Annotated in this window: 22 protein-coding genes and 2 tRNA genes; 12 read left to right on the top strand and 12 right to left on the bottom strand. The window is 64.4% G+C overall.

Going from position 1 to position 18,797, the window contains the following annotated elements; all coding sequences use genetic code 11:
* Positions 1-16: 16 nt before the first annotated feature.
* Positions 17-877 (bottom strand): LysR substrate-binding domain-containing protein, encoded by an 861-nt coding sequence (locus tag MF6396_RS12840; RefSeq protein ID WP_078480505.1) that lies wholly within the window; start codon positions 875-877, stop codon positions 17-19.
* Positions 878-989: 112 nt separating this feature from the next.
* On the opposite strand from MF6396_RS12840, the gene MF6396_RS12835 reads away from it, so the two are divergent.
* Together MF6396_RS12835 and phnX are read left to right on the top strand one after the other, a co-directional pair.
* Positions 990-2,096 (top strand): 2-aminoethylphosphonate--pyruvate transaminase, encoded by a 1,107-nt coding sequence (locus MF6396_RS12835; protein ID WP_078480504.1) that lies wholly within the window; start codon positions 990-992, stop codon positions 2,094-2,096.
* Between the two features lie 49 nt (positions 2,097-2,145).
* Positions 2,146-2,973, top strand: coding sequence for a phosphonoacetaldehyde hydrolase (phnX, locus tag MF6396_RS12830; RefSeq protein WP_054915714.1), 828 nt, complete (start codon positions 2,146-2,148; stop codon positions 2,971-2,973).
* 101 nt (positions 2,974-3,074) lie between these two features.
* On the opposite strand, the gene MF6396_RS12825 is transcribed toward phnX, so the two are convergent.
* Entirely contained in the window at positions 3,075-3,629 is a 555-nt protein-coding gene (locus tag MF6396_RS12825) for an NADPH-dependent FMN reductase (RefSeq protein ID WP_078480502.1), read from the bottom strand.
* Positions 3,630-3,776: 147 nt separating this feature from the next.
* On the opposite strand from MF6396_RS12825, the gene MF6396_RS12820 reads away from it, so the two are divergent.
* Positions 3,777-3,995, top strand: coding sequence for a hypothetical protein (locus MF6396_RS12820; RefSeq protein ID WP_043859680.1), 219 nt, complete (start codon positions 3,777-3,779; stop codon positions 3,993-3,995).
* A gap of 111 nt (positions 3,996-4,106) precedes the next feature.
* On the opposite strand, the gene MF6396_RS12815 is transcribed toward MF6396_RS12820, so the two are convergent.
* Positions 4,107-4,183, bottom strand: a tRNA-Val gene (locus tag MF6396_RS12815).
* A 157-nt stretch (positions 4,184-4,340) separates the two neighbouring features.
* Positions 4,341-4,417, bottom strand: a tRNA-Val gene (locus tag MF6396_RS12810).
* A gap of 204 nt (positions 4,418-4,621) precedes the next feature.
* Between MF6396_RS12810 and MF6396_RS12805 the strand changes: the two genes are divergently transcribed.
* Positions 4,622-5,905: an NAD(P)/FAD-dependent oxidoreductase gene (locus MF6396_RS12805; protein WP_078480501.1), complete on the top strand. Its 1,284-nt coding sequence runs from the start codon at positions 4,622-4,624 to the stop codon at positions 5,903-5,905.
* Positions 5,906-5,923: 18 nt separating this feature from the next.
* Here the strand turns inward: MF6396_RS12805 and MF6396_RS12800 are convergent, their stop codons facing one another.
* Positions 5,924-6,661: a peptidase C39 family protein gene (locus tag MF6396_RS12800; RefSeq protein ID WP_054915713.1), complete on the bottom strand. Its 738-nt coding sequence runs from the start codon at positions 6,659-6,661 to the stop codon at positions 5,924-5,926.
* A 156-nt stretch (positions 6,662-6,817) separates the two neighbouring features.
* Here MF6396_RS12800 and MF6396_RS28800 point away from each other — a divergent pair, with 156 nt between their 5' ends.
* Positions 6,818-6,991 (top strand): hypothetical protein, encoded by a 174-nt coding sequence (locus MF6396_RS28800; RefSeq protein WP_167400240.1) that lies wholly within the window; start codon positions 6,818-6,820, stop codon positions 6,989-6,991.
* A gap of 82 nt (positions 6,992-7,073) precedes the next feature.
* Here MF6396_RS28800 and MF6396_RS12795 read toward each other — a convergent pair whose 3' ends face one another.
* Together MF6396_RS12795 and MF6396_RS12790 are read right to left on the bottom strand one after the other, a co-directional pair.
* On the bottom strand, positions 7,074-7,832 hold the full coding sequence (locus MF6396_RS12795; protein WP_043863034.1) for a TerC family protein: 759 nt from the start codon (positions 7,830-7,832) through the stop codon (positions 7,074-7,076).
* A gap of 31 nt (positions 7,833-7,863) precedes the next feature.
* The gene (locus MF6396_RS12790; protein WP_078480500.1) at positions 7,864-8,118 is read right to left on the bottom strand and encodes a hypothetical protein; all 255 of its coding nucleotides are present in this window, start codon (positions 8,116-8,118) and stop codon (positions 7,864-7,866) included.
* Between the two features lie 115 nt (positions 8,119-8,233).
* Between MF6396_RS12790 and nhaR the strand changes: the two genes are divergently transcribed.
* Both nhaR and sstT read left to right on the top strand, forming a co-directional pair.
* A complete protein-coding gene (gene nhaR / locus MF6396_RS12785) occupies positions 8,234-9,139 on the top strand; it encodes a transcriptional activator NhaR (RefSeq protein WP_043863167.1) in 906 nt (301 codons plus the stop codon).
* Between the two features lie 242 nt (positions 9,140-9,381).
* Positions 9,382-10,593, top strand: a complete 1,212-nt coding sequence (gene sstT / locus MF6396_RS12780; RefSeq protein ID WP_043863036.1) for a serine/threonine transporter SstT — start codon at positions 9,382-9,384, stop codon at positions 10,591-10,593.
* 66 nt (positions 10,594-10,659) lie between these two features.
* Here the strand turns inward: sstT and MF6396_RS12775 are convergent, their stop codons facing one another.
* Positions 10,660-11,169, bottom strand: coding sequence for a DUF1993 domain-containing protein (locus tag MF6396_RS12775; RefSeq protein WP_054915710.1), 510 nt, complete (start codon positions 11,167-11,169; stop codon positions 10,660-10,662).
* Between the two features lie 124 nt (positions 11,170-11,293).
* On the opposite strand from MF6396_RS12775, the gene MF6396_RS12770 reads away from it, so the two are divergent.
* A complete protein-coding gene (locus MF6396_RS12770) occupies positions 11,294-11,938 on the top strand; it encodes a YceH family protein (protein ID WP_043863038.1) in 645 nt (214 codons plus the stop codon).
* Between the two features lie 87 nt (positions 11,939-12,025).
* Here MF6396_RS12770 and MF6396_RS12765 read toward each other — a convergent pair whose 3' ends face one another.
* A complete protein-coding gene (locus MF6396_RS12765; protein WP_043863039.1) occupies positions 12,026-12,841 on the bottom strand; it encodes a shikimate 5-dehydrogenase in 816 nt (271 codons plus the stop codon).
* A 192-nt stretch (positions 12,842-13,033) separates the two neighbouring features.
* On the opposite strand from MF6396_RS12765, the gene MF6396_RS12760 reads away from it, so the two are divergent.
* From MF6396_RS12760 to MF6396_RS12745, 4 genes are all read left to right on the top strand, one after another.
* Positions 13,034-13,399 carry a hypothetical protein gene (locus tag MF6396_RS12760; RefSeq protein WP_078480498.1) on the top strand — a complete coding sequence of 122 codons (366 nt, stop codon included), beginning with the start codon at positions 13,034-13,036 and terminating at the stop codon, positions 13,397-13,399.
* Between the two features lie 121 nt (positions 13,400-13,520).
* A complete protein-coding gene (locus MF6396_RS12755; protein WP_043863041.1) occupies positions 13,521-13,709 on the top strand; it encodes a hypothetical protein in 189 nt (62 codons plus the stop codon).
* A 191-nt stretch (positions 13,710-13,900) separates the two neighbouring features.
* Positions 13,901-14,824 (top strand): D-alanyl-D-alanine endopeptidase, encoded by a 924-nt coding sequence (gene pbpG / locus MF6396_RS12750; RefSeq protein WP_078480536.1) that lies wholly within the window; start codon positions 13,901-13,903, stop codon positions 14,822-14,824.
* 228 nt (positions 14,825-15,052) lie between these two features.
* Positions 15,053-16,387 carry a lysine N(6)-hydroxylase/L-ornithine N(5)-oxygenase family protein gene (locus MF6396_RS12745; RefSeq protein ID WP_043863042.1) on the top strand — a complete coding sequence of 445 codons (1,335 nt, stop codon included), beginning with the start codon at positions 15,053-15,055 and terminating at the stop codon, positions 16,385-16,387.
* 15 nt (positions 16,388-16,402) lie between these two features.
* Here MF6396_RS12745 and MF6396_RS12740 read toward each other — a convergent pair whose 3' ends face one another.
* From MF6396_RS12740 to MF6396_RS12730, 3 genes are all read right to left on the bottom strand, one after another.
* Positions 16,403-17,482, bottom strand: coding sequence for a DUF1615 domain-containing protein (locus tag MF6396_RS12740; RefSeq protein WP_078480497.1), 1,080 nt, complete (start codon positions 17,480-17,482; stop codon positions 16,403-16,405).
* A 63-nt stretch (positions 17,483-17,545) separates the two neighbouring features.
* Complete coding sequence (locus MF6396_RS12735) at positions 17,546-18,214, bottom strand: hypothetical protein (protein ID WP_054915706.1); 669 nt, start codon at positions 18,212-18,214, stop codon at positions 17,546-17,548.
* Positions 18,215-18,292: 78 nt separating this feature from the next.
* Positions 18,293-18,787, bottom strand: coding sequence for a DUF1543 domain-containing protein (locus MF6396_RS12730; RefSeq protein WP_043863045.1), 495 nt, complete (start codon positions 18,785-18,787; stop codon positions 18,293-18,295).
* Positions 18,788-18,797 lie beyond the last annotated feature (10 nt).

Raw genomic sequence — 18,797 nt, 5'->3', positions numbered from 1 at the left:
AAACGCCAACGCCGTGTCATGCCGATGACGCCAGCCCGAGAAAGGCCTGGATCAGGCGCAACTCGCGGCGCCGCTCCAGGCAACCGAGCATGTGCTGGTTGACCAGCCCTGGCCCCACTATGGGCCGGGCCACCACCCGCGGATCGTGGCTGGTCTCCATCGACGAGACGATACCCAGCCCCAGCTGCGCGGCCACCGCCTCGGTCACCGCTTCGCGGCTGTCGAGCTCCAGCAGCACCCGTGGCTGCACCCCGGCCCGGGCACAGGCCTGGTCGAAGGTGCGCCGGGTGATCGAGCCGGGTTCGCGCAGCACCATGATCTGCTGGTCCAGTTCGGCAAGGGGCAACTCGGGGCGGCTGGCCCAGCGATGGCCGGCCGGCAGCAAGGCACAGATACGCGACGGGCCCAGGGCCTGCAGGTGCAGGCCCTTGCGCGGTTCGACCTCGGTCAGCACGGCCACGTCGGCATGCTCGGACAGCAGCGCCGCCAGGGTTTCCTGGGCATTGCCCAGGCGCAGGTTGACCGTGATGCCGGGGTAGCGCACGCGCAGTTGGGCCAGCATCGGCATGACCTGGTGTGGCCCGTCGGCGGCAACTTCCAGGCGCCCGGTAAGCAACTGGCGGTTGGCTTCGAGCATTACCTGCGCCTCCTCGGCCAGGCCGAACATCGCGCGGGTGATGGCGGCCAGGCGGGTGCCCTCCTCGGTCAGCTCCACACGCCGCGCAGTGCGCCGCAGCAGGGTGATCTGGTAATGCTCCTCGAGTGCCTTGATGTGCCCGGTGACCGCTGGCTGGCTGATGAACAGGCGCGCGGCAGCGCGAGTAAAGCTGCCCTCGCGGGCCACCGCATCGAAAGCGCGAAGCTGGAACAAGTTCATATCTATCGGCCTGACTTATGGTTGGCATAACGACAAACAATTTGATTGATGAAGCGCGCAATTGCAACGTAGGCACCGTAGTTTCAGCCCACCGCTTGCGAGGAGCATCGCCATGACCCACACCCCCGTCCTGCTGACGCCGGGCCCCCTGACCACCTCGGCACGCACGCGGCAGGCGATGATGCTCGACTGGGGCTCATGGGACCGCGAATTCAACACCTTGACCGCCAACCTGTGCCAGCAGTTGCTGAGCATCGTCAATGGCCACGCCAGCCACCACTGCGTGCCCCTGCAAGGCAGCGGCACCTTCGCCGTGGAGGCGGCCATCGGCACGCTGGTGCCCCGTGACGGCAAGGTGCTGGTACTGGTCAACGGCGCCTATGGCCAGCGCCTGGCCAGGATCTGCCAGGTGCTGGGCCGCGCATTCACCACCTTCGAGACCGCCGAAGACCAGCCCACCACCGCCGCCGATGTCCAACGCCTGATCCGCGCCGATGCCAGCATTACCCACGTGGCGCTGATTCACTGCGAAACCAGTACCGGCATCCTCAACCCGCTGGCGCAGATCGCCCAGGTCGTCGCCGAGCACGGCAAGCGCCTGATCATCGACGCCATGAGCTCGTTCGGCGCCCTGCCGATCGACGCGGCCCAAGTGCCTTTCGATGCCCTGATCGCGGCGTCCGGCAAGTGCCTCGAAGGCGTACCGGGCATGGGCTTCGTGTTCACCGACAAGGCCGCACTGGCTGGCGCCGAGGGCAACTCGCCGTCGCTGGCCTTGGACCTGCATGACCAGCATGCCTACATGGCCCGCACCGGCCAGTGGCGCTTCACCCCGCCCACCCACGTGGTGGCGGCGCTGCACGAGGCGCTGCTGCAGTACCACGAGCAAGGCGGCCTGGCGGCGCGCCACCAGCGCTATGCAAGCAACTGCAAGACCCTGCTCGACGGCATGGCGGCCATCGGCTTGCGCAGCTTTCTGCCCGCCGCCATCCAGGCCCCGATCATCGTCACCTTCCACGCCCCGCGTGACCCGCGCTACCAGTTCGCGGACTTCTACGAACGGGTCAAGGCCAAGGGGTTCATCCTCTATCCCGGCAAGCTGACCCAGGTCGAGACATTCCGCGTGGGCTGCATCGGCTGCGTCGGCCCCCACGAGATGCGCGCCGCGGTCCAGGCCGTGGCCGATGCGCTGCGGGAAATGGAAGTGCTGCACATCTGATTCCGTTTTATCCCCCTTTTCTGCGGTATACCGAACAAGGAACGCAATGATGAACTACAGCAACCCCACAAAACTGCAAGCGGCCATTCTCGACTGGGCCGGAACCGTGGTCGACTTTGGCTCGTTCGCCCCCACGCAGATCTTCGTCGAGGCCTTTGCCGAATTCGATGTACAGGTGTCCATCGAGGAGGCCCGCGGCCCCATGGGCATGGGCAAGTGGGACCATATCCGCACGCTGTGCGACCAGCCGCAGATTGCCGAGCGCTATCGCGCGGTGTTCGGCCGCGTGCCGAGCGATGATGACGTGACGGCGCTCTACAACCGCTTCATGCCGCTGCAGATCGAAAAGATCGCCACCCATTCGGCGCTGATCCCCGGCGCACTGCAGACCATCAGCGCCCTGCGCCGGCAGGGCCTGAAGATCGGTTCGTGCTCAGGCTATCCGAAGGTGGTGATGGACAAGGTGGTGGAACTGGCCGGGCGCAATGGCTATGTGGCCGACCATGTGGTGGCCACCGACCAGACCCCCAACGGTCGCCCGTGGCCGGCCCAGGCGCTGGCCAACGTGATTGCGCTGGGTATCGACGATGTGGCGGCGTGCGTGAAGGTGGACGACACCGTACCGGGCATTCTGGAAGGGCGTCGTGCCGGCATGTGGACCGTGGCGCTGGTGTGCTCGGGCAACGCGCTGGGGCTGACCCATGAAGGCTACCTGGCGCTGGATGCCGAGCAACTGGCCAGCGAGCGTGCGCGCATTCATGCGCTGTTCGAAGGGTCACGCCCGCACTACCTGATCGACACCATCAATGACCTGCCGCAGGTGGTGGAGGATATCAATCGGCGTTTGGCGCAGGGTGAGATGCCGCAGGGGGTGTAGACCGCGTTGGGGCTTTCGCCGGCAATGCCGGCTCCTGCAATCGGCAAGGCGGCTCCTGCAGGCCAGGAGCCGCCCTCGCCAGCCAAGGGCGCGCCTGGGCCCTATGCCAGGTGCCGCACCACCCACGCCGCATAACTGTCGATGAAGCTCTGCAGAAACGGCCGGGTCTTCTCCGAAAGCTTGCCATGCTCGTCGAACAGCGTCGCCGCCCCACCCACATAGGCCTCTGGCTGCTGCATGCAGGGCACATCGAGAAACACCAGGGACTGGCGCAGGTGGTGGTTGGCACCAAAGCCCCCCACCGCCCCCGGCGACACACTGATCACCGCCCCCGGCTTCTTGCTGAACACGCTCTGCCCATACGGGCGCGAGCCGACGTCGATGGCGTTCTTGAGCACCCCGGGCACCGAGCGGTTGTACTCGGGGGTCACGAACAGCACCGCGTCGCTGGCACGCACCTTGTCGCGAAAGGCCTTGTAGGCTGCGGGCGGGTCGGTGTCGATATCCTCGTTGTACAACGCCAGCTCGCCAATTTCGACGATACCCAGCTTGAGGCTGGCCGGTGCCAGCTCTGCAAGCGCCCTGGCGACCTTGCGGTTGATCGACTCCTTGCGCAAGCTGCCTACCAACACCGCAACCGAATAGACCTGGCTCATGACCACGCTCCAACCTGATCGACATAGAGAAGTGGTAGTTATAGACGCTACGGCGCGGCCCACAGGTTTTTTTCCAGGGGGACTAAACTTCCCAGGCAAAACAGTGGTCTATGGCCCATAGAGAACATTTCAGAGGGCACACGCCAAATGACAGCAGTACTGGTCGGACAATTTCATGCTCGGGATGCTGAAGGACGCATCTACCCCGTTCATGAATTTCAGGAAGCCACCCTGCAGGCCGATGGAAGTGCCGACTCCTTGCCGATCACCAGCTATCGCCTGGCCATCGGCGATCGGGTCAACCACCTGGGCGAGGATCGCTTCGAGCTGGTACAGAGCGGCGTGGAGATCACCCGTATCCCCTGATGCACCGCGCGGCCCGAGCAATCCGGCCGCGCCCTTTGCTTCAGGCAAACAAAAAGGGCGACCCTTGCGGGTCGCCCTTTTTGTGTTACCGCCAGCAGGGGCGGTGATGTTTGGTAGGCACAATTGGATTCGAACCAACGACCCCCACCATGTCAAGGTGGTGCTCTAACCAACTGAGCTATGTGCCTGCTGCGGGGCGCATTCTACTCAGGTTCAAGCCCCCTCGTAAAGCGAAATGTACAAAAAAATCAGCAGCTTTGCCGCGCCCATGAAAACGGCCCAAACGAAAAAGGCGACCCTCTCGGATCGCCTTTTTCGTGTACCGCCAGCAGGGGCGGTGATGCTTGGTAGGCACAATTGGATTCGAACCAACGACCCCCACCATGTCAAGGTGGTGCTCTAACCAACTGAGCTATGTGCCTGCTGTGAGGCGGCATTCTACGCAATCGACGCAGCGTGTCAATACTTTTTTTCACGCTAAGCCACTGAATACTAATATTTTTTACCCCAGCCCGGGTTTGCGCGATTTTTACCGTCTGGCTGGCGGGTGTTTATTATTGTTGATACGATCTGCACAATCGTAAAAAATATAGAACATACAACTACAAACCCTGAGGTGCCCGCACATGGCCAACACCCCCTACCCCCAGTCGTATTACGCCGCATCGGCCAACCCCGTCCCGCAGCGCCCGAGCCTGCAGGAAGAAGTACAGACCGACGTCTGCGTGATCGGTGCGGGTTACACCGGCCTGTCCAGTGCCCTGTTCCTGCTCGAGAACGGTTTCAGCGTCACCGTGCTTGAAGCCGCCAAGGTCGGCTTCGGTGCCTCTGGCCGCAACGGCGGTCAGATCGTCAACAGCTACAGCCGCGACATCGACGTGATCGAACGTACCGTCGGCCCCAAGCAGGCACAGCTGCTCGGCCAGATGGCCTTCGAGGGCGGGCGCATCATCCGCGAGCGCGTGGCCAAGTACAACATCCAGTGCGACCTGAAGGACGGTGGCGTGTTCGCCGCCCTGACCAAAAAGCAGATGGGCCACCTGGAATCCCAGCAACGCCTGTGGGAACGCTACGGCCACACCCAGCTGGAACTGATGGACCAGCGCCGCATCCGTGAAGTGGTCGCCTGCGACAGCTACATCGGCGGCATGCTGGACATGAGCGGCGGCCATATCCACCCGCTCAACCTGGCCCTGGGCGAAGCCGCCGCAGTGGAATCGCTGGGTGGCAAGATTTACGAACAGTCCCCGGCCATCCGCATCGAGCGCGGTGCCAACCCGGTCGTGCATACCCCGCAGGGCAAGGTGCGCGCCAAGTTCATCATCGTGGCGGGCAACGCCTACCTGGGCAACCTGGTACCGGAACTGGCCGCCAAGTCGATGCCATGCGGCACTCAGGTGATCACCACCGAGCCGCTGAGCGAAGAGCTGGCACGTACCCTGCTGCCGCAGAACTACTGCGTGGAAGACTGCAACTACCTGCTCGACTACTACCGCCTGACCGGCGACAACCGCCTGATCTTCGGCGGTGGCGTGGTATACGGCGCGCGTGACCCGGCCAACATCGAGGCGATCATCCGCCCGAAAATGCTCAAGGCCTTCCCGCAGCTCAAGGACGTGAAGATCGACTACGCCTGGACCGGCAACTTCCTGCTGACCCTGTCGCGCCTGCCGCAGGTAGGTCGTCTGGGCGACAACATCTACTACTCCCAGGGCTGCAGCGGCCACGGCGTCACCTACACCCACCTGGCCGGCAAGGTGCTGGCCGAGGCCCTGCGCGGCCAGGCCGAGCGTTTCGACGCCTTCGCCGAACTGCCGCACTACCCGTTCCCGGGTGGCCAGATGCTGCGCGTACCGTTCAGTGCCCTGGGCGCGTGGTACTACAGCCTGCGCGACCGCCTGGGCGTGTAAGCCGGCAACCCCGGGCCGTCACTGCCCCACGGCATTGACGGCCTGGCGGGCCGCCTGCTCCTGGCCTGCCTGGGCCAGTTCATTGGCGGCCTTGAGCCAGCGCTGGCGGTCCACCTGGGCCGGCAGTTGGCCGGGCGGCTGCACCAGCACCGCCCAGCTCCCCTCCTTCTTCCAGGCTGCGGCGAAATCGTCGAAGTCCATCAGCAAGCGCCGATTGTTGCCCGCACGCAGCAGCACCCGCGACTTGTAGCGGTCATAACCCACCAGCAGGGCATAGCGCGGCTCGCTCCAGAACGCCGAACCTTCCTGATAGCGCAACAGCACCGGATTGCCCGCGGCCACCTGGGTCAGCAACGCCGGCAGGGTGCCGTCGAGCGGGTACACCACCATGCCGTACTGGCGTGCCACAGTCGCTACCGAGGCCTGCAGCCTGTCGACACCTTGTGGCAGTTGCAAGGGCCCTTCGAGCAGGCCGGGGGTGATGCGCACCCCCTGCTGCGAGAGGATCGCGGCCAGCGCCATCGGCGCGCTCTGGTTGGCGTTACCACGGTAGAACGGCACCGCGCCCAGTTCCACGCGCTGGGGCAGGCTGTTGAGCTGGGATGAAGGCTGGCTGGCGCAACCGGCCAGGCTGGCGGCCAGCAGGCAAGCCAGCAGCAGACGATGGGACACGCGACGTTTGGGGGCGGTGGGCAACATGGACACTCGCTTGTGCTGATGCCGGGCAGACGACGCCCGGCCCTGGCTTGCGATCATAGGCTGGCGCAGGCCTGCGGTATAGCCCGCGGCACGCTTAGAGCGAACTGAACCAAGGCGCTGGACCACTGGTCAACCGTCTGTCACAGACGATGGGCTAGACTGAGCTTGTGTCCGAATGGCGAGTGCAGCTTGCCCAGTCGAAGGAGGCACGCAATGAGTCTGACGATGGGAATCTTTCTGTTGATAGGCACGTGGCTGGTGGTAGCCGCAGCCATGCTCTGGGGGGTGTTGCGCATCGCGCGCCGCCACCATCTGCACCATCCGCAGCCGACCAGGGCTGCATCCGAGGCACAGCGGCACGCTCGCCGCCACGCCAACGCGCACTGACGCGACACTGCATAACAACCTTCGCCGACAACGCCGGCATCTGCAGGTGCGTCCTGCAGAGCCGACGTCGCTGGCGAAGCGGTCAGTCAGGTTTCGCTTGCAGCGCCTCGCGCCGCTCGCGAGCCCGGCGCGACATGATGTTGAGCACCTCGATCGCGGTGGAGAACGCCATCGCCGCATACACATAACCCTTGGGCACATGGGCACCGAAGCCTTCGGCGATCAGGGTCATGCCGATCATGATCAGGAAGCCCAGGGCCAGCATCACCACGGTAGGGTTGTCGTTGATGAACCGGGCCAGCGGGTCGGCGGCCACCAGCATCACGATCACCGCACTGATCACCGCGATGATCATGATCGGCAAGTGCTCGGTCATGCCCACGGCCGTGATGATGCTGTCGATCGAGAACACGATGTCCAGTACCAGGATCTGCCCGATCGCCGCGGCAAAGCCCAGGGTCACGGTAGACGACGCCTTGGTCTCTTCCTTGGCACGCGGGTCGACGCTGTGGTGAATCTCGGACGTCGCCTTCCACAGCAGGAACAGGCCACCGGCGATCAGGATCATGTCCTTCCACGAGAAGGCATGGCCGAACACGTCCACCACCGGCTCGGTAAGCTGCACGATCCACGCCACGGTGCTGAGCAGGCCCAGGCGCATCACCAGCGCCATGCTGATACCGATGCGCCGTGCCTTGGAGCGGAACTGCTCAGGCAGCTTGTTGGTGAGAATCGAGATGAAGATCAGGTTGTCGATGCCCAGCACGATCTCCATGGCCACCAGGGTAGCCAGGGCCACCCAGGCGGTCGGGCTTGCAGCAAGTTCCAACAGGTATTCCATGAATCAATCCTGAATCAGTGTGAGTAAAAAATCAGATTTCCCGGGCGCTGTCGTCGCGCTCGGGTTTGTCCTGGGACTCATCGGGCTTTTTCGCCAGGGGCGAACCGGTCGCGTCGCTGAGCGCCTGCTGGGCGGCATCGTTGGTCTTGTCGATCGCTTCCTTGGCCGACTGGGCAGCCTGGTTGAGCATCTGCTGGGCAGATTTTTCCGCCTGCTCGCAACCGCTCATGGCCAGCAGCGCCAGCGCCATCACCAGGGGTGTGCCAATCGATTTGAAATACAGCATGGGTTCCTCTCTGAAGGTCTTGCCTTGATAGCGACGCATTCTAAAGAGACTGAAACATCCGGAAAATTCGTATTTTCAGCAGTTATACTTCGGTTTTTACGAATCGGAGATGCACATGCTCAACTACCGACAACTGCATTACTTCTGGGTCGTGGCCAAGACCGGCAGCATCGTGCGTGCCGGCGAGCAGCTCAATCTCACCCCGCAGACCATCAGCGGGCAGATCAGCCTGCTTGAGCATAGCTACGGTATCGAATTGTTTCGCCGTGTGGGACGCCAGCTCGAACTGACCGAGACCGGGCGCCAGGCCCTGTCCTACGCCGAGCAGATGTTCCAGATTGGCGGCGAACTGGAAGCAGTGCTGCGCGCCCAGCCCGATGAGCAGCAGATTCTGTTTCGCGTGGGGGTGGCCGACGTGGTGCCCAAGTCGATCGTGTACCGGCTGCTGGCGCCGACCATGGAGCTGCCCGACCCGCTGCGCCTGACCTGCCGCGAGGACAAGCTCGAACGCCTGCTGGCAGATTTGGCAGTACAGCGCCTGGACATGGTGATCTCCGACAGCCCGATGCCCAGCCATCTCGACATCAAGGGCTACAGCCAGAAGCTCGGGGAGTGCGGCATCAGTTTCTTCGCCACCCCGGCACTGGCTGCCCTGCATCCGGCGCCCTTTCCTGTCGGTCTGCAGCATGCACCGATGCTCATTCCCGGCCAGGAGACGGTGGTGCGCAGCCGGCTGCTGCGCTGGTTCGCCGAGCAACAGTTGCAGCCGCGCATCGTCGGCGAATTCGATGACAGTGCGCTGATGCAGGCATTCGGGCAGTCGGGCAGCGGCATCTTCATCGCCCCCAGCGTGATCGCCGACGAGGTCTGCCGCCAGTACGGGGTGGAGTTGATCGGCCAGACCGATGCCGTCACCGAGTCGTTCTATGCCATTTCGGTAGAGCGCAAGGTCAAGCACCCGGGTATCGTCGCGATCACCGAAGGTGCCCGCCGCGAGCTGTTCAACTGGCCTGCGCCCTGAGAGACACACGGCACCGACATCACATCCCGGGCCTAAACATTCCACGGCCCGAACCGTCGATAGAAGGACGCGCCGACGCATCGCGACAACACGCCCCACCTACCGCCAGGCAGTGTGCTGCGGTCAGGGCCCGCGTGCTGTGCTAAAGTCCCGCCCCTTTCGCCGCAGGGCTAGCCCGCGGCATGCCTTTGCTACGCTATCCGGGCCTCCCGGACCTTGCACAAGAACGAGAAACACCTGTCATGACCCCACTTCTGAACCTGTTGAACCGTACCAGTCTGGTACTGCAGATCGTGATCGGCCTGGTGGCCGGCATTGCCGTGGCGCTGCTCTGGCCAGCCGCCGCGCTGAACCTGGCATTTATCGGCAAGGTATTTGTCAGTGCACTCAAGGCGGTGGCACCCATTCTGGTGTTCATCCTGGTGATGGCTTCCATCGCCAACCACAGGCACGGCCAGGAAACCCATATCCGCCCTATTCTGGTGCTCTATCTTTTCGGCACCTTTTCCGCAGCGGTAGTGGCGGTGGTCGCCAGCATGCTGTTCCCCTCCCAGTTGGTGCTGGCCACTCATGATGTGGCGATGAGCCCGCCTGGTGGCATCAGCGAAGTGCTGCAAGGCCTGCTGCTGAGCGTGGTGGCCAACCCGGTGACTGCGCTGATGGAGGCCAACTTCATCGGCATCCTGGCCTGGGCGATCGCCCTGGGCGTGGCTATCCGACATGCCGGTGAAACCACCCGCACCGTGGTCGACGACCTGTCCAAGGGCGTAACGCTGATCGTGCGCATGGTCATCCGTTTCGCGCCTCTGGGAATCTTCGGCCTGGTGGCGGCGACCCTGGCCGAATCCGGCCTGGGGGCCCTGCTGGGCTACCTGCACCTGCTGGCGGTGCTGATCGGCTGCATGCTGTTCGTGGCGCTGGTGATGAACCCGCTGATCGTGTACTGGAAAATCCGTCGCAACCCATTCCCGCTGACGCTGCTGTGCCTGCGCGAAAGCGGCATCACCGCGTTCTTCACCCGCAGCTCGGCCGCCAACATTCCGGTCAACCTGGCCCTGAGCGAAAAGCTCGGGCTGCATGAAGACACCTACTCGGTGTCGATCCCGCTGGGTGCGACCATCAACATGGCCGGCGCGGCCATCACCATCACCGTGCTGACCCTGGCGGCGGTGCATACCCTGGGCATCAGCGTCGACCTGCCCACGGCCATCCTGCTCAGCGTGGTCGCCGCCGTGTGCGCATGCGGCGCCTCGGGGGTGGCGGGCGGCTCGCTGCTGCTGATTCCGCTGGCGTGCGGCCTGTTCGGCATTCCCAGCGAGGTGGCCATGCAGGTGGTGGCGGTAGGCTTCATCATCGGCATCCTGCAGGACTCGGCCGAAACGGCGCTCAATTCGTCCACCGACGTGCTGTTCACGGCCGCCGCGTGCGAGGCCGAGGAACGCCAGGCGAGCTGATCCTGGCAGGCATGAAAAAGCCCGGCAAGGCGTTGACCTTGCCGGGCTTTTTTCATGCCTGGGTAATCAGAACGCGCCCATGTAGTCGCGCTTGCCGATTTCCACGCCATTGTGGCGCAGGATGGCGTAGGCCGTGGTCACGTGGAAGAAGAACTGCGGCAGGCCGTAGGTCAGCAGGTAGCTCTGGCCGGTGAAGCGTTTTTCTTTCGGCGTACCCGGACGGGTGATGATCTCGATACCTTCCTTGCCGTCGATCTGCTTCGCCTCGATCTGCTCGACAAAGGCCAGCACCTTGGCGATCAGCGCCTGCAAATCGGCAAATGTGGTTTCAGTGTCGTCGTACTTGGGCAGTTCGACCTCGGCCAGGCGGGCCGAAACCCCCTTGGCGAAGTCCACCGCAATCTGCACCTGGCGAACCAGCGGGAACATGTCGGGGTACAGGCGCGCCTGCAGGAAGACATTGGCGTCGATATTCTTCGCCTCGGCGTGCGCCTGGGCCTTGCCCAGCACATCGCTCAGGGCATTGAGCATCTGCTTGAAAACGGGAACAGAGGCGGCGTACAGGGAAATGGTCATGACAGTCTCGCTGGGTGATGGATTGAGCGTGGCCGATTATAGACACGCTTGGCGCCGCCCGGCGGCTTGTCTTTTATTCTGCAAGGATTAGGCTAGTTGCCTTCCACAGCATAGGGAACGCGCGATGAGCACTGAGTTGGACACCCCCGTTGACGAGCAACGCCTCGACAGCACGCAAATCCGTATCCTCGGCGCCTTGATCGAAAAGCAGGCCACCAGCCCCGAAACCTACCCCCTCACCCTCAACGCCGTGGTGCTGGCCTGCAACCAGAAGACCAGCCGCGAGCCGGTGATGAACCTGACCCAGGGCCAGGTCGGCCAAAGCCTGCGTGCCCTCGAAAGCCAGGGCCTGGCGCGCCTGCAGATGGGCAGCCGGGCCGACCGCTGGGAGCACCGCGTCGACAAGGCGCTGGAGCTGGTACCAGCGCAACAGGTACTGCTGGGGCTGATGTTCCTGCGCGGGCCGCAGACGGTCAGCGAGCTGCTGACGCGCAGCAACCGCATGCATGAATTCGAGGATGCCGAACAGGTGCTGCATCAGCTGGAGCGCCTGGTAGCCCGGGGCTTTGCCCTGCACCTGCCGCGCCAGCCCGGCCAGCGCGAAGACCGCTACACCCATGCCTTCGGCGACCCGGCCGACATCGAAGCGATTCTGGCGGCACGCCAGCAAGGCGCGGAACGCCCTGTCGGCGGCGTGTCGGCCGAGCGCATCGAGGCACTGGAGGCGCGTATCGCGGCGCTGGAAGAACGCCTGGCGCAGCTGGAGTAGCCAGCTCGGCACAGGGTCGAGCAATGCTTTGCGGGAGCACGTTCAGCCGCTCCCGCTCACTGCCTGGCGCGAACCTGCCTGCAGGGCTCAATCGCCCCGCGCAAACGCCACCGCTTCGGCGATCTGCCGTGAATCGGGGCGCACCCCGGTATACAGCACGAACTGCTCCAGCGCCTGCAACGCAATCACCTCCAGCCCGGTAACCACTGGTTTGCCAGCAGCCTGGGCGGCCACGATCAAGGGCGTCTGCGCCGGCATCGCCACCACGTCGAACACCGCCTGCGCCGCCTCGATCTGCTCGTGCTCGAAGGCCAGTTGCTGCGCCTCGGCCCCGCCCGCCATGCCGATCGGTGTCACGTTCACCAGCAACCGGGCCCGCACACCGTGTGGCTCGGCCTGCCAGCGATAGCCACAGGTGCGGGCCAGCCGCTCGCCGGCCTCGCGATTGCGCGCAACGATCGTGCCGTCGCTGAAACCGGCATCGCGCAGCGCGCACGCCACCGCCTTGGCCATGCCGCCGCTGCCGCGCAGCGCCACGCTCCATGCAGGGTCCAGGCGATGCTGGTGAATCAGTTGACGCACCGCCAGGTAATCGGTGTTGAAGCCCTTGAGATGCCCCTGGGTGTTGACCAGCGTGTTCACCGAATCGATGGCCGCCGCCGAGGGGTCCAGTTCATCGAGCAACGCGATGCAGGCCTCCTTGAACGGCATCGACACACCGCACCCACGCACACCCAGCGCGCGAATGCCGGCCACGGCGGCCGGCAGGTCGGTGGTGGTCATGGCCTTGTAGTAGTAATCCAGCCCCAGCTGCTGGTACAGATGGTTATGAAAGCGCACGCCGAAGGTACCGGGGCGCCCGGCCAGGGACATGCACAAAACGGTGTCTTTGCTGGGGGTCATCGATTGGCTCCTGAAAACGGCAGGGGCACCAGTATGCACTCACTGCCCACCGAACCGTTGATCGGGGCTTACACAACCTTTACTCAACGCCCGTGCCATTTTTCCGGGGGCTGCGGTCTTATGGGTATCCCCGCGCCACGTCTTGGGTGTCTCGACAGCACCAGCGCCGGGGCTGCAAACCGAGGAGTCTTCATGAACCGTCACATCCCGAGAATCGCCCTGCTGGTTGGCGCCCTGGCCGTCTGCGGGCAAGCGGCCGCCCACGGTGGTGGCGGCGGCTGGCAGGGGGGTGCGGGCCCGGTGCTGGGCGCGGCCGTCGTCGGTGCCGTGGGGGGTGCGGTGGTGTCCGGCACCCACGACCGTACCGTCTACGTCGGGCGCCAGCCGGCCTACTACGGCCCCCCGCCGGTGTATGTCCAGGCCCCGCCGCCGCCGGTGTACTACCAGCCGTACCCGCCGTATCCGGTTGTGGAGCGCTACGTACCGGTGCCGCCGCCGTATTACCGCGAGCGCTACTACGGCCCGCCACCGGTGTACTACGGACCGCCCCGCTGGTAGCACCGGCCCTGCGCCCTGCCTGCGGGCAGGGCGCTGGCTGTCGGGGAAACCGCCCGCATTGGCTTGATCGCCGTTCAGGCCTAGGCTGGCATACCCTCACAGCCTGAACCCAGGAGTTCGCATGACCGCTGAAAAAGGATTTCCAGCCCCGCTCGACCCAGCCCAACACCCCCTTGCCGCCGCGCAGCAGATGACCCTGGCGATCATCCTCAGCGGCCAGTACAAGCTGCCACAGACGCCCGCCAAGGCGGCCGAGGCAGGCCACGAGTTGCTCAAGGCCGTCACCGCCGGCTACCTCAAGTCCCGCTAAGGTCCCGCTCGGCTGGTTCGGCACGCCGATCCAGCCGCTGCAAACGAAGCCCAGGGTTAAATAAATTTCATAGTTCGCCCAATGTTTACGGGGCAATCGACACAGACTCGACCATACTCCTAGAATGTAACGGCTTGTAATAAAAAACCCGTGCACAGCCAACGACATACCTACATTTAGTGAGCACCAACGTGAAAACCTCCCTGTCTATTCTCAGCCTGCTGCTGATGCTCACTGGCACTGCCAGCGTCACGTCGAACGCTGTTGCCCAACCGGCCCCCCAGGTCCAGCGCGACCCTGCCAAGCTGCACCTGGCCTCGGGCAGTGCACTGCTGATCGACCTGCAGACCAACAAGGTGCTCTATGCGAGCAACCCGGACCGTGTGGTGCCGATCGCCTCGGTCACCAAACTGATGACCGCGATGGTGGTGCTCGATGCCAAGCAGGCCATGGACGAACCCCTGACCATCACCATCGCCCAGACCAAGGAAATGAAGGGCGTGTACTCGCGGGTTCGTCTGGGTAGCGAGCTGAACCGTCGCGACACCCTGCTGATTACCCTGATGTCCTCGGAAAACCGGGCCGCCGCGACCCTTGCGCACCACTACCCCGGTGGCTACACCGCCTTCATCAAGGCCATGAACGCCAAGGCCAAGGCCCTGGGCATGAGTCATACCCGCTATGTGGAACCCACCGGCCTGTCGACCAGCAACGTGTCCACCGCTCGCGACCTGAGCAAGCTGCTGCTGGCCGCGCGCAGCTACCCGCTGCTGAGCGAGCTGAGCACCACCCGCGAAAAGACCGTGGCCTTCAACAAACCCAACTACACCCTGGGCTTTCGCAACACCGACCACCTGGTCAACAAGAGCAACTGGGACATCAAGCTGACCAAGACCGGCTTCACCAACGAGGCCGGCCATTGCCTGGTGCTGCTGACGCGGATGGACAATCGCCCGGTGGCCATGGTGATACTCGATGCCTTCGGCAAGTACACCCATTTCGCCGATGCCAGCCGCATGCGCCAATGGCTGGAAACCGGCGACGCCAAACCCGCCCCGGCCGTCGCGATCCGCTACAAGGCCGAACGCAGCCAGAACCGCCCTGCGGTCGACTGACCCGCCGAGGCTGCCGCGCCTTGCGCGGCAGCCTTCGGGCTTTACTGCCAAGCCCCACTCCCCTGCTGCGCTTCAATGTGCGAGAACTTCAACTGGCCGACCGCCTGTGCATGCCGAAGAGGTCGAGTAAATTCTGGCTCTGACAGCTCGTTCTATCGGTGTATTTGCGCAGGATTCGGGGCGCGCGCCACACACGCCCCCCACTCGACCCTCCAAGGAATCGCACCCATGAGCCAGACTGCATCATCCGAAACAATCCACGACCTGATCGGCGTCGGCTTCGGCCCCTCCAACCTGGCCCTGGCCATCGCCCTGGAAGAACTCGCCCAGACCAACGGCCATGCCCTCGATGCGCTGTTCATCGACAAGCAGAGCGACTACCGCTGGCACGGCAACACCCTGGCCACCCAGAGTGAACTGCAGATTTCCTTCCTCAAGGACCTGGTGTCCCTGCGCAACCCCACCAGCCCCTACAGCTTCGTCAACTACCTGCACCAGAAGAAGCGCCTGGCCGACTTCATCAACCTTGGCACCTTCTACCCCTGCCGCCTGGAGTACAACGACTACCTGCGCTGGGCCGCCGAGCACTTCGCCACCCAGGCGGTGTATGGCGAGGAGATCCTGCGCGTGGAACCTGAACTGCTGGACGGGCGTATCGACCACCTGCGCGTGATCTCCCGCAGCGCCCAGGGCCATGAACGCCTGCGCCGGGCACGCTCGGTGGTGGTGGGCAGCGGCGGCACGCCGAAGATCCCGCCGGTATTCGCGCCCTTCAAGGACGATCCGCGCGTGTTCCACCACTCCCAGTACCTGAACAGCCTGGAACAACTGCCGTGCACCCAGGGCAAGCCCATGCGCATCGCGATCATCGGCTCGGGGCAAAGCGCCGCCGAGGCCCTGATCGACCTGAACGACAGCTACCCGTCGGTCAAGGCCGACATGATCCTGCGTGGCTCGGCACTCAAGCCGGCCGATGACAGCCCGTTCGTCAACGAGGTCTTCACCCCCGACTACACCGACCTGGTGTTCAACCAACCCCAGGCCGAGCGTGCCAAGCTGATCTCCGAGTACCACAACACCAACTACTCGGTAGTGGACATCGACCTGATCGAACGCATCTACGGCATGCTCTACCGTCAGAAAGTCGCCCATCAGTACCGTCACGCCGTTCTGTGCCGACGCAACATCGAGGCCGCCGTCAGCACCGACAAGGGCATCGAGCTGACCCTGCGCGACCTGGCCACCGGCATTCAGCAGACCCACGTGTACGACGCGGTGATTCTTGCCACCGGCTATGAGCGCCGCTCCCATCGCGAGCTGCTGGCGCCACTGCAACAGCACCTCAAGGACTTCGAAGTGGACCGCGACTATCGCGTGCTGGCCAGCCCGGAGCTCAACGCGGCGGTCTACCTGCAGGGCTTCTGCGAAGCGTCACACGGCCTGAGCGATACCCTGCTGTCGGTACTGCCGGTGCGCGCAGCCGAGATCGGCCAGTCGCTGTACCAGAGCCTGGGCCAGCGCGCCAGCAACGCCCGCGCCAGCGCGACCCTGGCCAGCGCCTGAGCCTGCCCCGTGCTATCAGCGCTGCATGCAGCGCCGATAGCGCTCATCCACCCGTTTGGCAAACCATGCCGTGGTCAGCTTTCGGGTGATCTTGGGGCTCTTGAGTTCGATGCCTGGCAACTGCGCCCGCGGCAACGGCTTGCCCGCAGCCGCCTCGGCCAGTGCATACACCCGCTGATACAGCCGCGTGCGCTCGAATGCCAGGCTGTCCCCCTCCTCCAGTTGACTGCGAATGGTCGGGTTGCGCAGGCCGAGCCTGTCACCCAGGCGCCGTACCGCCTGTTCAGTGGCACCCGGAAAAATCGCCCCTGGCGCGATCAGGTCGCCATCCAGCGCCAGTTCCACGCCCGACGCCTGGCTGACCGCATGCTGGAACGCCGCGTTGCGGCTTGCGTACCAGCCTGCATTGAAGTCGGCAAACCGATACAGCGGCTGCTCGTAGCTGGCTGGGTAACCCAGCAGATGGGCGATGCCGAAATACAGCCCGCCGCGCCGAGTGAACACTTCCTGGCGCAGGGTGCCGCTGTAGGCATAGGGGTAGTCCTGGGCGTGGCGTTCGGCGAACGCGATGCTGACCTGCATCGGCCCCCCAGTGCGCACCGGGTTCAGGTCGCCGAGCAAGGTACGCCCAAGCGGTAGCGAACCGATCAGGTCGTCGAACAGTGCACTCAGCTGCTTCTCGCTGCGCACCGCCGCCAGTCGCTGGCTGTAGGTTCTGCCATCGGGCGAGTGGGTTTGCAGCGCGGCCTCCACCAGCCGCTGCGGTACATGCAGACGCGCCGCACGCCGGTCGATCTCGACGCGGGCAATGCGCCCCAGGCCGGGCACCTGCGGGTCGGCCTGGTAGGTCGACTCCTGCTCGGTCACCGCCAGCACTGCGCACAGGTTGCTGCGGCTGGGGTCGAGCTTCTGTGCGGCAAACGCCGTCTGAATGTCCGCCGCCCACCCTTCACGGTCACCAGTGGCGGCTGGCATCAGTGCAACCACCGTGGCGCGCACCTGGGCCGGCGTGGTCTGTTGCGCCCCACGCTGGCCGGCGCACCCCTGCAACAGCAGCGCCAGCGTGGCCAGCACCATCCATCCGCGTAAAGGCATACAGCCCCCGGCTATCGGTCGAGGGCCCCACAGTACACAGCCGGGGCCGGCCCGTGCAAACCGTCAGCAGCCCGGCTTGGTCAACTCGGTGCCGATGGTGACCGCATTGACCTTGACCTTGTCGAAGCTGGCCTGCGCCACTTCATCGAAGGTGCGCTCGCAGTTGAAGCGGGTGTCCACCACAAAGTCGTCACCCTTGGCCTTCTGCATGGCCTCGCTCCAGTGACCGGCCGCCGCGCTGGCCTCATCATCCACCAGCACCACCTCCAGCAGCACTTCGGTAAACCCCACTGCCCGCGGTCCTTGCCAGAGCGCGTACACCGACGGGTCGGCGGCATTGCCGCACATGCTCAGGCAACTGGCGTAGAACTCCAGCCCGCCTCCCGAAGACCCGGCCATTGCACCGAACGTCAGGGGCTGCGCGGCCGGCGGCGCAAAGTCGCCGATGAACGTGCTCAGGTCTGCCTTGCAGGTGGACGAGAGCTCCATGCGCAGCTCGCTGACCGTGCCGCCGCCGGCCGTGGCGGTGATTTCGCAGCCTTGCACCTTGTAAGTATGGGTGTCGCCGAACGAGGTACGCGCAACACCGGCTACCGACTCGAAGAAACGCAGGTTGGTGCCCAGCATCTCGCCATTGAACACCTGGGCCACCGTGGCCTGGGCCAGGGCCAGATTCGGCAGAGCGCTGAGGGTGAGTGCGCAGCAGAAGCCAGACAGTGCACGTGAACGCATCGGAACATCCTGTAAGGGCAGAAAATGAAGCGCGTACTGTAATCCAGGCTAACGGCAAATAGCCATCAAGCTCGCCCATCAGCCCAGCACGATGTAGTCGCTGCGCTGCACCAGCGGGGCATGCTCGCCTGCAATCAGGCGCACGTATCGGCCACCGAGCTGGTCGATGGCGATGCAGTCATCCACGTCCATCACTGCATCGGTGTGCGCCTGGCTCCAGTGACGTGCCATGCGTTGCTTGCCGATGGCCTTGGCCTGGGCCTTGCTGGTGGCCACCACCAACAGGTACTGGTGCGCCTCGCCGAACGCACCGGGCTCGTAGCCGCCCAGGTTGATGAAATACAGGCGTGGCTCGCCGGCAGCCGGCTGCATGTCCGACCAGTGCAGCTTGTAGCCGTCGACCCCGTCGACCTCCAGCCAGGAATCGATGTGCACGCCCCTGGCGCTGCCGAACCATTGCTCGCGCAATTGCGGGTAGGCCGCTTCGAGGGTCGGGGCCACCACGAACACCACATCGTGCACTTCGATGCGGGCCCGGGGGTGTTTGCCCCCCAGCATCACCACGAACAACATGATCCGCCCA

The sequence above is a fragment of the Pseudomonas sp. MF6396 genome (genome assembly GCF_002018915.1).
Classification (GTDB): Bacteria; Pseudomonadota; Gammaproteobacteria; order Pseudomonadales; family Pseudomonadaceae; genus Aquipseudomonas; species Aquipseudomonas palmensis.
This window is presented reverse-complemented; position numbering and strand designations above follow the sequence as displayed.